Source organism: Vibrio sp. CCUG 15886, assembly GCF_028570825.1.
GTDB lineage: Bacteria > Pseudomonadota > Gammaproteobacteria > Enterobacterales > Vibrionaceae > Vibrio > Vibrio vulnificus_B.
Map to the genome: position 1 here is coordinate 153,081 of NZ_JAQQBT010000006.1, position 14,011 is coordinate 167,091.

The following is a 14,011-nucleotide window of genomic DNA, read 5'->3' on the forward strand; positions in this document are numbered from 1 at the left end:
GAAAAGTTCAGATTGAGAATGTAACAACTTCCCGCCAGCTTGAGGGGGGACGCAAAGAAAGAATAACGCTCCTCTCAAATGAGTGGAGCGCAGACATAGCAAACACGGCTTGTGGCTAAGTTAAGCGACTTTTCGACGATACCTACCCAGCACAAACAGGGCCAAAAGCGTCAACGCGCCAAGGGTTCCACCTTCTGCAGTACCAGTAAAACTGCAACTGTTGGTTGAAATCCCCCCGTGGCAACCTTCGCCATTTCCGCCTGTCCCATTGCCGTTATCACCACCTGAACCACCGTCACCACCAGAACCCGCATTCAAAATGAAGTCTGGTTTTAGAATGTGGCTGCTTGGAGGATTGGCAGCCGTAATATAGCTTTGAATCCAGTCGTAGTAATTGCTCACTCTGGTATAGAAACTGGGCTGCGTAACCGAGGCGCAAATCGGCGTAATGAGCGGAATGCCGCTCACAATACCAATTTGTTTGCCAGTGACATCGTCAATCAAAGGGCCACCACTGTCGCCTTTACACACATTATTGCCATACTGAGTGCGTTCATCTGGCTGCCAAGGCAACACTTCATTGGGCATGGTACAGATCTTAGTCACATTGGTGGGGGCTTCAATAATACCCGGTAAGTGGTTACCTAGCTCTAATCGTTGATAGCAATTTGCTATGGGCAGATAAGTTAACTGTGTTTTTTGCAAAGTGATGGCTGGAGTTGACGCATCTGCGACGGTTGCCCCCCAGCCAGACGCGGTGACATTTTTCACTCGGACGTTGGTAGCAAATTCATCATCCCATTCTTTATTGAGTCGGCTTTCTATCTCGCTCATTTCTGCCGCTGTGGGCAAATCTGAGAGAGGCGCTCCGGTAACGGGGCGGTCGAGATAAAGTAGTGCAACATCACTATCTAAACTGGTGCTGACCAAAGTATAGCTATCGTCATTATTCTTCTTGTATTCCGTTAAGCGAGTGTATTTCGGGTGCACCACCACATGTGAAACAGTGAAGTAATTGTCCGTTGTTGAACTATTAAGATCCGGTGTTCTCGCCGTGACTGAAATCTCACTAGGCTTTGTCACATAGTAACTGGCGACATTGGTGCCTTCGCCCATCACCACACAGTGTGCCGCGGTCAACACCCAACGAGGTGCAACGACCGTTCCGCCACAAATTGGAAATTCGGCCATATTACTGGCACGAATGGTCACTCGATACGTTGCGTCCGGATCCGCCTCCCCCATGATAATGGCTTGGGCACCACTGCTGATCGCCAACATCCCTGACAAAAGAACTGTTTTTTTCCACATAATAAAGACCACTTATCGCTCAACTGAGCTCATATTCATGCAGCCTGTTTAATTGTGAAATCCCTTGCCCAAAAATGTGCGAGGAATGTCTTTTCCACACTCACCTAGAACGCAACACTTACGCCCAAAATGCAAACTGACTCGCATCAATTTTGTTGCGGAAAAATGGTCTAGCTCCCAGATATTTATGCCATTTGTTTCTATAGTAAAAAGAGAACGGAACTCTAGGAGGACACCATGATAAAAGTCGAAGATATGATGACTCGCCACCCTCATACCTTGTTGCGTTCACACACATTAGGTGACGCCAAAAATATGATGGAAGCACTGGATATTCGACACATTCCCGTTGTCGATGCAAACAAACAGCTGCTCGGTATCGTCACTCAACGTGATTTGCTTTCCGCGCAAGAATCCAGCTTACACAAATCGTCTGCTGAAAACTCTTACACTGCTGCTACCCCTTTGTATGAAGTAATGCACACCAGCATCATGACCGTTGAACCCAAAGCGGGACTAAAAGAAAGTGCGATCTACATGCAAAAACATAAAGTCGGCTGTTTACCGGTAGTAGAGAAAGGCCATTTAGTGGGAATCATTACTGACACCGATTTCGTCACTATCGCGATCAATCTGCTGGAGCTGCAAGAAGAAGCCGAACCAGAAGAGTTAGAAGTCGAAGACGATTTGTAATTCCCGCGACACTCTTAGCTGCGAGATCCTTGTTTGTCCTGATAGGAAAGGAAAAAGAGCGGCTTTCGCCGCTCATGCAGTGGTTAATACCTAAAGATGGAAAGGTATTAATGGAACTGGTCTTCTTCGGTAGAGCCCGTCAGTGCCGTGACTGAAGAGTTACCACCTTGGATGGTGTTGGTCATCTTATCAAAGTAACCCGTACCTACTTCTTGTTGGTGTGCAACGAAGGTGTAGCCTTTTTCCGCCGCTTCAAATTCAGGACGCTGAACTTTCTCAACGTAGTGACGCATACCTTCACCTTGAGCATATGCGTGTGCCAGTTCAAACATGTTGAACCACATGTTGTGAATACCAGCTAGGGTGATGAACTGATACTTGTAGCCCATATCTGCGAGTTCTTGTTGGAACTTAGCAATGGTCTCAGCATCCAAGTTTTTCTCCCAGTTAAATGATGGCGAGCAGTTGTATGCCAACAGTTGGTCTGGGTATTCCGCATGAATAGCCTCAGCAAACTTACGCGCTTCTTCAAGACACGGAGTTGCCGTTTCACACCAAATAAGATCCGCATATGGCGCATAAGCAAGGCCACGTGAGATCGCTTGGTCAATCCCTGCACGAACACGATAGAAACCTTCCTGAGTGCGCTCGCCAACAATAAAGTCTGCGTCATATGGGTCACAATCTGACGTCAACAAGTCCGCAGCATTGGCATCGGTTCGAGCAATCACCAATGTCGTTGTACCAGCAACATCTGCGGCTAGACGCGCAGCAACCAGTTTTTGCACCGCTTCTTGCGTTGGAACCAATACTTTACCGCCCATATGGCCACACTTCTTCACCGAAGCCAATTGGTCTTCAAAGTGTACACCCGCGGCCCCCGCTTCAATCATCGACTTCATCAGCTCATACGCATTCAGCACACCACCAAAGCCCGCTTCTGCATCAGCAACGATAGGCAAGAAGTAATCAATTCCACCCTCTTCTGGCGACTTACCATTCGACCATTGAATTTGGTCTGCGCGGCGGAACGAATTGTTAATGCGTTTTACTACTGAAGGAACCGAATCCACAGGGTAAAGTGATTGGTCTGGGTACATGGTCGAGGCGGTGTTGTTATCCGCTGCAACCTGCCAACCCGATAGGTAGATCGCTTCTATCCCCGCTTTGGCTTGCTGCACCGCTTGGCCACCGGTTAGTGCGCCTAGACAATTCACATAGCCTTTTTTCGAGCTACCATTCACCAACGACCACAACTTGTCGGCGCCGCGCTGCGCGATGGTATTAGCTGGCACCATAGAGCCACGTAAGGCCACGACTTCCTCAGCTGTGTAAGTGCGTTTGACGTTTTTCCAACGAGGATTGGTTGCCCAATCTTTTTCCAGAGCTTCGATTTGCTGGCGGCGAGTTAAGTTTGTCATCGGTCTATCCCTCTTTTGATGAGCGCTGATTATTAAAATTGAGTGCGCTATATATTCCATTTCGTTAGCGGTACATCCTGCTCCGCCAATGAAGGTTCACGTTATTGGTTGTTGATTGGTTTACTCATTAATCTAGGTAGTCATAACCCGGTACGGTTAAGAAGTTGGTTAGCTCATCACTGGTGGTCAGGCTAGCCATCAACTCGGCGGCTTCATGGAAACGGCCTGAGTCAAAACGAGTCTCCCCCACTTCTTGTTTTACGACTTGAATCTCTTCGTCGAGATAACGCTTAAACAACGCTTTGGTCACCACTTCACCGTTATCTAACGACTTACTATGTTGAATCCACTGCCAGATAGAAGCGCGTGAGATCTCTGCGGTCGCTGCATCTTCCATCAAGCCATAAATCGGTACACAGCCATTCCCCGAGATCCACGCCTCGATGTACTGCAATGCAACACGAATATTGTGTCTCATACCTTGTTCTGTTCTTGCTCCATCACAAGGCTCAAGTAACTGTTTAGCTGTAATCGGCGCATCGTCTTGGCGAGTGACATCAAGCTGGTTTTTACGCTCACCTAGAGCACGATTAAACACGTCCATGGCGGTGTCGGCTAAACCAGGATGCGCAACCCAAGTGCCATCATGGCCATTGCTGGCTTCGAGTGATTTATCGTTCTGGATCTTATCCAATACCTTTTGATTCTCTTGTGGATCTTTGGCTGGGATAAAGGCGGCCATCCCTCCCATCGCAAACGCGCCACGTTTATGACAGGTGCGGACAAGTAAACGCGAGTAAGCATTGAGGAACGGCTTGTCCATGGTGACCACCTGACGATCAGGTAGCACACGGTCTGGGTGCTTTTTCAGTGTTTTGATATAGCTAAAAATGTAATCCCAACGGCCACAGTTGAGGCCAACAATATGCTCTTTTAACGAGAAGAGAATCTCATCCATTTCAAAGACGGCAGGCAGCGTCTCGATCAATACCGTGGCTTTGATAGTGCCGGTATCCAAACCGAAATACTCTTCAGTGAAATGGAACACTTCACTCCACCATTTCGCCTCATGATGAGACTGTAACTTAGGAAGATAGAAATAAGGACCACTGCCTTTTTTCAGCAACGCTTTGTGGTTATTAAAGAAATAAAGAGCAAAATCAAATAAGGAACCTGGAATGATCTGACCGCGCCACGTTACATGCTTTTCTTTTAAATGAAGACCGCGGACACGGCAGATCAACACCGCTGGATTGTTGCCCAGCTGATAATGCTTGCCATTGTCATGGTTGGTGTAGGAGATGGTGCCATTGACCGCATCACGCAAGTTGATCTGGCCATCCAACACCTTATCCCAAGCCGGAGACATCGAGTCTTCGAAATCCGCCATAAAGACTTTTACATTGGCGTTTAGAGCGTTGATCACCATTTTGCGATCAGTTGGCCCGGTAATTTCTACTCGACGATCTTGTAGATCGTTGGGAATCCCCAAAATTTTCCAGCTCCCTTCTCGAATATCCTGAGTCTCTGCAAGAAAATCAGGTAACTCTCCTTGGTCGATCTTGTTCTGTCTCTCTTCTCGGGCAGTTAACAATTGATCGACGCGCAATGAGAATCGCTCACACAGCTGAGATAAAAAGGTTTGGGCTTCAACAGGGAAAATTGCTTGATGTTCAGGAGACAGGGTTCCTGTTACTTCAAGCATGCCTTGGGTCTGTTGTTCAGCCTGTGTGTTTTCTTTTTCGGGCGTTTGAGCAAGCATCATTCTTCTTCCTTTCATTTTGCTTTTCGACGATTTCAGAACAACATTTGTAAGTTTTAAACCACAAAAACCAAACCATCACTTTGTTCAAAAATCCATCCAGCATTTCGTCTTTACGCTTATAACATCCATGATGAGACGTCACATGACAATCTAGACATAAGTCTTACAAGCCTTTAAATAACTTACACCAACAAGCATTAGAGTAAAAGTTCAAAAGTAAACAAAAGGTTAAATTCAAAGTTTTATTCCGTTTCAAACAAGTGCTTGATTTTTGATATCAATGTGTAATTAATTACGTAATTTAATTACACTAAGTAAGCTTGCAAAAATCAGTTTTAAACAAGCGTATGAATTCATCTAAAAGGAGTGAAAGCCTGTAGAGCTAAGACTTCAGGGGAGATTTGAGGTGGAAGTTTAAACAGAGAAACAAGTTGTATATGTAAAATTAACAATGTGAAATTTCACAATTTTATGAAAGCTTCATTAAGAAAGTTATGTGAAATTTTACAAGTCAAACTACACCATCAGAATAAAATACTAAAAAACGCACTAAACTTAGTGCGCTTTTTATTGATTACTGCGATTTACTGGCTACTACTATTTGCTAAAGCAGTTCTGAAACAACCTCTGCAAGTTGATTAAATGTTTTACTGCGTGAAGAACTTGGCCGCCAAACCAGCCCAATATCACGATAAGCTTGCTGGCCAGGAGGCTCGATCACCACTAAGTTTTGGTTGTCCAATAGACCGTGATCGATGGCCATTTGAGGAATAAAAGTAGTGCCAAGTCCATTTGCCACCATTTGTACTAAGGTATGCAAACTGGTCGCACTAAATGGGTTAATCTTCTCTTTGTCAGTCAGTTTACAGGCCGACACCGCGTGCTCGGTCAGACAATGCTCTTTTTCCAATAAAAACACTGACTCGTCAGGCAAGTCGTCATATTTTATTGGCACTTTAATCGCCCCTACTTGGTTTCGACTGATCACCATTTTAAAAGGATCTTGCCCAACAACGCGACTTTCCATCCCATCGATCTCAACGGGTAAAGCAAGGATCAATACGTCCAATTCGCCGTGACGTAAAGCTGTCAACAAGTTGGTTGTTGTATCTTCACGTAATAGAAGATTCAGCTGAGGAAAACGTTGGTTGATCTCTTGTACTAAATCGCACAATAAAAATGGTGCGATGGTAGGAATGCAGCCCAGTTTCAATTGCCCTTGCATGCTGTCTCCTTGACAAAGGCTACCCAGCTCAACCAAGTCTTGCCCTTTTGCCAATAGTTCTCTGCCATGCATTACCACCAGTTCACCTGCCTGAGTAAAAACCAAAGGGCTTTTTTTGTCTTTCTTCTCATAGAGAGGACAGCCGATCAACTCTTCTAAATTTTGTATGCCTTTACTTAACGTCGATTGGCTCACAAAGCAACGTTCAGCCGCATCACTAAAATGTCGCGTTTCATGCAGAGTAATAAGATAGTGTAACTGCTTCAGACTGGGCCATTTATTCATAAAATTATTAATACTTACCGTCGTTTGTATGATTAACTCGATAGAATTGCTCTTATCGCTTTTTTCGATGAAGTTAATCTATTTAATTCGCTTTTTTCAATACTACAATCTGTACTATAGTTTGTCGCGTACAAACACGGACTAAGCCAAAAACTTAATCTCTGGTTTAGAAATAAGACATTTTTAGGAGCAAAAAAATGGTACTAGTAGGTCGTCAAGCCCCTGATTTTACTGCAGCAGCTGTTCTAGGTAACGGTGAGATCGTTGATAACTTCAATTTTGCAGAGTTTACTAAAGGTAAGAAAGCTGTTGTTTTCTTCTACCCACTAGACTTCACTTTCGTTTGCCCATCTGAACTGATCGCATTCGACAACCGTTACGAAGATTTCAAAGCAAAAGGCGTTGAAGTGATCGGTGTTTCTATCGACTCTCAGTTTTCTCACAACGCATGGCGTAACACGCCAGTTGAAAATGGCGGTATCGGTCAAGTTAAATACCCTCTAATTGCTGACGTTAAACACGAAATCTGTCAAGCGTACGATGTTGAGCACCCAGAAGCAGGCGTTGCTTTCCGTGGTTCTTTCCTAATCGATGAAGATGGTCTAGTACGTCACCAAGTAGTGAACGATCTACCTCTAGGTCGTAACATCGACGAAATGCTACGCATGGTTGATGCACTGAACTTCCACCAGAAACACGGCGAAGTATGTCCTGCTCAATGGGAAGAAGGTAAAGCAGGTATGGACGCATCACCTCAAGGTGTTGCAGCGTTCCTATCTGAGCACGCAGCTGACCTTAAAAAATAAGGTTCTTTAACGCCCGAGCTCAAACGGGTGAATGGTTGGAAACGCTCAAAGAGCGTAATAAAACAATAGATTGCGGAAACCGCAACGCGCCAATCAGTATAAAGTAAAGTCCTTCCAAAGCCCGATGCATTGCATCGGGCTTTTCTTTTTCGCACAAAACATCCTCTTAAATCCGGTAATTGAAGCGAAAAAGTTTACCCCTATTCTTCACCATGCTCCTGCTATGATGAACCTCTGTTCTCTCTATTCAAACGAAAAAACATGAGTTACCAAGTCGAAGTTTGTATCGATAATATCGAATCTCTACACAATGCTCTTGAAGGTGGCGCGACTCGGATTGAGCTTTGTTCTTCCCTCGCATTAGGTGGGTTAACCCCTAGTTATGGGTTTATGACCCTTGCGGCAAAATTGTCGACGGTTCCGATTTACGCCATGATCAGGCCAAGACAGGGAGACTTCTTATACAGCGATGATGAATTTGCGATCATGCAGCAAGATATTTTGTCCGCTCAGCAAGCAGGCTTACAAGGTGTGGTATTTGGCCTGCTGACAGCAGATGGCGATATTGATGTCCCAAGAACCCGCATATTGGTCGAACTCGCCCACTCGCTAGATCTTGGCGTGACTTTTCACCGTGCTTTTGATCAATGCCGAGAACCTTTTGCCGCTTTGGAGCAGATCATTGACCTTGGGTGCGAGCGAATCTTAACTTCCGGGCTTGCCGCCAGCGCGCCTTTAGGTAAAGAAATGCTGACTCAGCTCGTGGCTCACAGCCAATCTCGCCTCGCTATCATGGCTGGCGCAGGTGTCTCCCCTGTTAACGTTGCCGATCTGGCACTGACAACAGGGGTTAAAGAACTGCATCTTTCAGGCAAGAGCACTCGCCCAAGCAAAATGACCTTTATTGCTTCTGACAGCAAGATGGGCGCAGCGGACCAAGACGATTTTATTATCCCGATTACTCATACAGCCACCATTCGCAATACCGTATTAGCTCTCAAATCAATCCGCTAACTGCCCGAACGCCCTCCTTCAATGCTATGATTTAACAAAGCAAAGGAGGGCGTATGGGAAAGCTGAAAAAAAAGTTCTATGAACAAGAACTCGAGAACTTACAAATTGAGTTAGTCAAACTTCAAGAATGGGTTAAGCATAAAAAGCTCAAAGTCGTCGTCATTTTTGAAGGGCGAGATGCCGCTGGTAAAGGCGGTGTTATCAAACGCATTACTGAAAAATTGAATCCTCGCATCTGTCGTATCGCAGCATTGCCTGCTCCGACAGAGAAAGAAAAAACGCAATGGTATTTCCAACGTTATGTTGCGCATTTACCTGCCGGCGGTGAAATCGTGCTGTTTGATCGCAGCTGGTATAATCGCGCTGGTGTGGAAAAAGTGATGGGATTTTGCAGTGAGGAGGAATATGAAGAGTTTTTGCGATCCTGTCCTGAATTTGAGCGCATGCTACAGCGCTCGGGCATCATACTCCTAAAATACTGGTTCTCCGTTTCCGATGAAGAGCAGGAAAAACGCTTTATCGAACGCATCAACACGCCAATCAAACGCTGGAAGTTTAGCCCGATGGATCTCGAATCGCGTAATCGCTGGGCAGAATATTCCAAAGCCAAAGATGAAATGTTTGCTTATACCGACACGAAATATTGTCCTTGGTGGGTAGTACCCTCAGATGATAAACGCCGTGCTCGCCTCAACTGCATTAGTCATTTACTCAGCAGTATTGACTATCAGGATGTGGTGCATCCACCCGTCACATTACCGGAGCTTAATAAAGAGGGCTACGTCCGTTCTCCTGTTGATGAACAAACCTTTGTCCCTTTTAAATACTGATTAATACAACATGGCCAAAGATCTATTTTACTCTCTCGATTTAAACTTGTTGCGCACCTTCATGGTGCTCTACCAAGAAAAAAACATGCGTAAAGCATCAAAGCGATTGTTCGTTTCACAGCCAGCAATTAGCCAAGCACTACAAAAACTGCGCCATCATTTTGGTGATGAACTGTTTGTCAAAGTCCCCACCGGCTTAGAAGCCACCCCATTTACCGAAACTGTGTTGACGGCTATTACGCCCCATCTCGACGGGTTGGCTTCTGCCCTCAATCAAACCTATGAGTTCAATCCAATCGAGCTTTCTGGCCGAATTAAAATTGCGCTTTCACCTATTGTGATGGCCTCTTTGACTGGGGCTTTATTCACTCGCTTTATTACTCAAGCCCCCAATTGTACGATTGAACTGGTGGGTTGGAACAAAGATACCTTTACCAACATCCAACAAGGAACCATCGATTTCGGCGTCAACTTAGAGCAAGACATTCTGCAGAATATTTCTTGTAAAAAGCTGGTCGAACTGACCGGAAAACTGATTGTAAGACGTGATCATCCGATTGATAAACAAACAGTGACAGCAAAAGATCTCGAACCTTACCCTATCGCTTCAATTATCACTCCAGGATGGAATGACAACTTTACCCATGCAGCGCAACTAATGGAAAAAGAAGGCGCCACTCCAACCGTTGGCTTTCGCTCAGAGATCATTCTTGCCGTGATCGATATTGTTCAACATACCAACTACTTTATGCCTCACTCTAATTTATTTCCTCTCGCACAGTACCCCAATCTAAGAGCGCTTGACATTTTAGTGGCTGGTCGGCCGTTTATGCATGGTGTATTTAGCTACTACCACAGCAGAAACCGCAATAACCCGTTAATGCATTGGATACACCACGAGATCAACGCTGTCCTTGAAAAACAGCTTAGTGATAACTTAAGATTATCATAAAGATAATTAACTGATATTAGATAACCAAACACTTATCAATCATCATTGCCATCAGAAATTGTCATGTGAAACAAGGAATCAATTTCTGAGGCAAATTGATGGTTACAAGCAACCCTACCATATCAATACTTGCCTCTTGCTGAAGGATTAGACGAATCCCGTTTGCTCATTAGCCGTGAGCCCAACTTCAAGATTGTAGGTATTGATATGAAAAAATCACTGATGTCACTGGTCATTACTAGCTCACTTGTTTTAGCTGGTTGTTCCTCTAGCGCCAACAACGCTAGTCATTCAGGCACTGAAGCGACACCCGATCGACTACCACCAGTGTGGCACTCACCAGAAGACGCAGTAAACACACCGGATCGCCAGCCGCCATTATGGGGAGGCCCAACTGACGATGGTAATACCCCAGATCGCCAGCCACCACTATGGGGAGGCCCAACAGACAATGTTAATGCGCCCGATCGTTTGCCACCAACTTGGAATGACCCTGAGCAACCCCCGATGTGGAACTCACCGCTTTACTCTTACGTGATCGACGGCGATAAAATTACCGATGCCAATGGCAATGAATACAACATCGTAAGAAAGATTTGGAACGGCCACGATTATGTGATTCAAGATAAAGACGGTAATGAGTACATGGTTCGATACGTGACCCAAGGCAAATACGAAGGAAACTTTGAAATATACTTCAACGACAAACTTATTTATGTCGGTGGTGACACCGTTAAGGGTGGTATCGCTCCAGCACTTGAAGCAGCAAAACCTAAGTTGGACCGTCAAGCAGTAAGAGATACGATTCGCGCGCGAATCAACCAATAACGTCTTCTCCTTTTCTTTGGCTCCCATTGTGGGAGCCACTCTCTGAACAGGTATTTTCATGAGCAAAAAAGCAATGGCCTTTTACTGCTTAATTATTAGTGAAGCAGTTCAAGCGGGCTTTAATGTTTCAATTGAAAAGGACTTAATTGAACTCAGTGTATCAGCCGCCATCACCGAACAAAGCTATTTGTACATTGGCGCAGACAGTAATGAATGGTTAGGCGTTGGCGTTGGCTACCAACACCGTTTGTCATCAAAATGGACCACTAATGCCTACTACGAGTTTGGCTTGGAAAATGATTGGCTGATGAATGACATGCTAGAAGTTGATGGGGTGAAAACCAAAAGCCATTTTTTAGATTTTTCAACCACGCACCGTTTTGATGACTATTCGACTAAGCTGGGTATCACAGGAGAGTTTACGCGCAACGGCTTTACTTGGATTACAGTGGACGATTCTGATAAGTATTCCATGTATGCTTCTGTAGCCCGCTATTTTCAGTCTCTTTATGTTACTGGCCGATACGAACATCATTACGCCATTGATCGCTCAGACATGATCGATTTCAATCAAGGACACGCCAACGAATGGGAATTCTCAATCGGCACCATGCGATCAATATGGAAAATTTATCCTTATCTCAAAGCCAATATTTTAAGCCCTAATGGTACCTATTACGGAAGCCAAAGCACCAATGTAAGTTGGTCGATGGGCGGAACCATTTCATTTTAACACACATAATAAGCAAGACTTATTAAAGAGATAATCATTACGACTTATACATAAACAAAATTAATAACTAAGATAACCTCATACAGGAATGGAACTCCATCTTAATACAATCAACTTTTAGGTAATATTATGAAAAAGATGGCGATAATTCTCTCTTCACTTATTTGCTCTAGTGCTTACGCGGGAATCACTATTTCACCAGAGCTCAAACTGGGTCCTTATAAAGGTGCCGGAATTCAAGTGGGTTTAACAAACACTCTCGGTTTTGATGCGGTGTTTGCCGAATTGGCGAAAACGCGTTATGAAAGCAAAATCTACGATGAAGAAATCTATTCATACCGCGTTGGTTTTCAACAAATGTTTGGTGCCAGCAAACAGCATGGTTTTCAGGCAAGCCTCGGGTTGGCTCAATATGATGGCTATTTAAGAGAAGAGCATAAAACAGCGAATGGTTTAAGCATTGGTGGTAGCTATGTATTCCAAGCAAACCAACATTTGTTTTTACGCGCCGGTGTTGACTTCAACGTGTTTGACACCAATGCAACATATATCCCATCCGATACCTCGCCTAACTTTAATCTCGGCTTTGGCTTACGTTTCTAACGATTATCTTAGTGCGTCATTGATCCCTTGATCACCCAAATGGCGCACATCTTTTCCCTTGACGAAATAGATGATGTACTCGCAGATATTTTGGCAACGATCACCAACTCGTTCAATCGCACGAGCAGACCACATTACTTGAAGGATGTTGGGGATATTCTTCGGATTTTCCATCATATACGTCATAAGCTGGCGAATCACCGCCTCATACTCCGCATCGATTTTATCGTCCATTTTGTGCACTTCGGCTGCCGCATCCACGTCCATCCGCGCAAACGCGTCTAACACCAAGTGCAACATCTGAATGGCTTGTCGAGCCAGTGGCTCTAAGGAAACATTAAACTGACGCTCTTTGGATGAAGGGCTTTCGATGGCGACATAGGCCATTTTAGTTGCCACATCACCAATGCGTTCTAAATCGGTAATGGTTTTGATGATCGCCATGATGAGGCGCAAATCTTTTGCGGTTGGCTGACGCTTGGCAATGATTCGCGTGCAGGCATCATCAATGGAAACTTCCATCGCATTGACTTTGTGATCATCACGCACCACTCGTCTGGCAAGGTCGATATCGTCGTTATGCAGCGCTTGCATGGCAAAAGAAAGCTGTTGTTCAACCAAGCCCCCCATCGTCAAGACATGAGTACGAATAGACTCAAGTTCTACATTGAATTGCCCTGAGATATGACGCCCGAAATGCATAACGATCCTTATCTAAAATATGTGCTAGCCGTAGCGGCCGGTAATGTAATCTTCAGTTTGCTTTTTCATCGGAGAGGTGAAGATAGTGTCTGCGTCCGAATACTCAATAAGCTTACCCATGTGGATAAAGGCAGTATAGTCGCTCACTCGCGCAGCTTGCTGCATGTTGTGAGTGACAATGACCACAGTATATTGAGTCTTTAGGTCGTTGATAAGCTCTTCAATCGTTAAAGTTGATATAGGATCCAAAGCCGATGTAGGTTCGTCCAATAACAGCACTTCTGGCTCGATGGCGACCGCTCGGGCAATGACCAATCGCTGCTGTTGCCCACCAGAGAGACCAAAGGCATTCTCATGCAGGCGGTCTTTCACTTCATCCCATAACGCCGCCGAGCGTAAAGATCGCTCTACTGCGTCATCAAGCGTTCGGCTATTTTTCACACCTTGCAAGCGTAAACCATACACCACATTTTCATAGATGGATTTAGGAAATGGATTGGGCCTTTGAAACACCATCCCGACCCGACGCCTTAAGGTTGCAACGTCGACACTAGGATCGTAAACATTGCTGCCATACAGCTTAACGCTGCCTGTCACTTTGCATCCTTCCACTAGATCGTTCATGCGATTAATACAACGCAGCAACGTTGACTTACCACAACCTGACGGACCGATAAATGCCGTCACTCTCCCTTTGGGAATGCGCATCGAAATGTCGTACAGTGCCTGACTTTGACCATAGTGCAGATCCAAGTTCTCAATCGTAATGGCCGTTTTATCGTCAGGCAGATTATTCACATCTAAAGGGGCGTGATAGCCCAATGTGTCATTGAAAGAATACAT

14 protein-coding genes are annotated in these 14,011 nt (G+C 45.0%); 8 read left to right on the forward strand and 6 right to left on the reverse strand.

Annotated features, from left to right (window positions below; translation table 11 throughout):
* Positions 1-120 precede the first annotated feature (120 nt).
* Entirely contained in the window at positions 121-1,323 is a 1,203-nt protein-coding gene (locus PQQ36_RS13730) for a S1 family peptidase (RefSeq protein ID WP_011149593.1), read from the reverse strand.
* A gap of 225 nt (positions 1,324-1,548) precedes the next feature.
* Between PQQ36_RS13730 and PQQ36_RS13735 the strand changes: the two genes are divergently transcribed.
* Complete coding sequence (locus PQQ36_RS13735; RefSeq protein ID WP_011149592.1) at positions 1,549-2,004, forward strand: CBS domain-containing protein; 456 nt, start codon at positions 1,549-1,551, stop codon at positions 2,002-2,004.
* 107 nt (positions 2,005-2,111) lie between these two features.
* On the opposite strand, the gene aceA is transcribed toward PQQ36_RS13735, so the two are convergent.
* From aceA to PQQ36_RS13750, 3 genes are all read right to left on the reverse strand, one after another.
* Entirely contained in the window at positions 2,112-3,425 is a 1,314-nt protein-coding gene (gene aceA, locus PQQ36_RS13740; RefSeq protein WP_011078548.1) for an isocitrate lyase, read from the reverse strand.
* Between the two features lie 127 nt (positions 3,426-3,552).
* Positions 3,553-5,187: a malate synthase A gene (aceB, locus tag PQQ36_RS13745; RefSeq protein ID WP_165480073.1), complete on the reverse strand. Its 1,635-nt coding sequence runs from the start codon at positions 5,185-5,187 to the stop codon at positions 3,553-3,555.
* Between the two features lie 607 nt (positions 5,188-5,794).
* Positions 5,795-6,700 (reverse strand): hydrogen peroxide-inducible genes activator, encoded by a 906-nt coding sequence (locus PQQ36_RS13750; protein ID WP_039552838.1) that lies wholly within the window; start codon positions 6,698-6,700, stop codon positions 5,795-5,797.
* 197 nt (positions 6,701-6,897) lie between these two features.
* Between PQQ36_RS13750 and PQQ36_RS13755 the strand changes: the two genes are divergently transcribed.
* From PQQ36_RS13755 to PQQ36_RS13785, 7 genes are all read left to right on the forward strand, one after another.
* Positions 6,898-7,506, forward strand: a complete 609-nt coding sequence (locus PQQ36_RS13755) for a peroxiredoxin C (protein ID WP_011078551.1) — start codon at positions 6,898-6,900, stop codon at positions 7,504-7,506.
* A gap of 261 nt (positions 7,507-7,767) precedes the next feature.
* Positions 7,768-8,520 carry a copper homeostasis protein CutC gene (locus tag PQQ36_RS13760; RefSeq protein WP_047108958.1) on the forward strand — a complete coding sequence of 251 codons (753 nt, stop codon included), beginning with the start codon at positions 7,768-7,770 and terminating at the stop codon, positions 8,518-8,520.
* A 53-nt stretch (positions 8,521-8,573) separates the two neighbouring features.
* The gene (ppk2, locus tag PQQ36_RS13765; RefSeq protein ID WP_039552831.1) at positions 8,574-9,350 is read left to right on the forward strand and encodes a polyphosphate kinase 2; all 777 of its coding nucleotides are present in this window, start codon (positions 8,574-8,576) and stop codon (positions 9,348-9,350) included.
* Between the two features lie 10 nt (positions 9,351-9,360).
* Positions 9,361-10,302: a LysR family transcriptional regulator gene (locus tag PQQ36_RS13770; protein ID WP_047108959.1), complete on the forward strand. Its 942-nt coding sequence runs from the start codon at positions 9,361-9,363 to the stop codon at positions 10,300-10,302.
* A 207-nt stretch (positions 10,303-10,509) separates the two neighbouring features.
* Positions 10,510-11,130: a hypothetical protein gene (locus PQQ36_RS13775; RefSeq protein WP_047108969.1), complete on the forward strand. Its 621-nt coding sequence runs from the start codon at positions 10,510-10,512 to the stop codon at positions 11,128-11,130.
* 58 nt (positions 11,131-11,188) lie between these two features.
* Complete coding sequence (locus PQQ36_RS13780) at positions 11,189-11,863, forward strand: hypothetical protein (protein ID WP_047108960.1); 675 nt, start codon at positions 11,189-11,191, stop codon at positions 11,861-11,863.
* A 129-nt stretch (positions 11,864-11,992) separates the two neighbouring features.
* Positions 11,993-12,466 carry a hypothetical protein gene (locus tag PQQ36_RS13785; RefSeq protein WP_011078557.1) on the forward strand — a complete coding sequence of 158 codons (474 nt, stop codon included), beginning with the start codon at positions 11,993-11,995 and terminating at the stop codon, positions 12,464-12,466.
* A gap of 3 nt (positions 12,467-12,469) precedes the next feature.
* On the opposite strand, the gene phoU is transcribed toward PQQ36_RS13785, so the two are convergent.
* Positions 12,470-13,168, reverse strand: a complete 699-nt coding sequence (gene phoU / locus PQQ36_RS13790; protein ID WP_011078558.1) for a phosphate signaling complex protein PhoU — start codon at positions 13,166-13,168, stop codon at positions 12,470-12,472.
* Between the two features lie 24 nt (positions 13,169-13,192).
* On the reverse strand, positions 13,193-14,011 hold the full coding sequence (gene pstB / locus PQQ36_RS13795) for a phosphate ABC transporter ATP-binding protein PstB (RefSeq protein ID WP_011078559.1): 819 nt from the start codon (positions 14,009-14,011) through the stop codon (positions 13,193-13,195).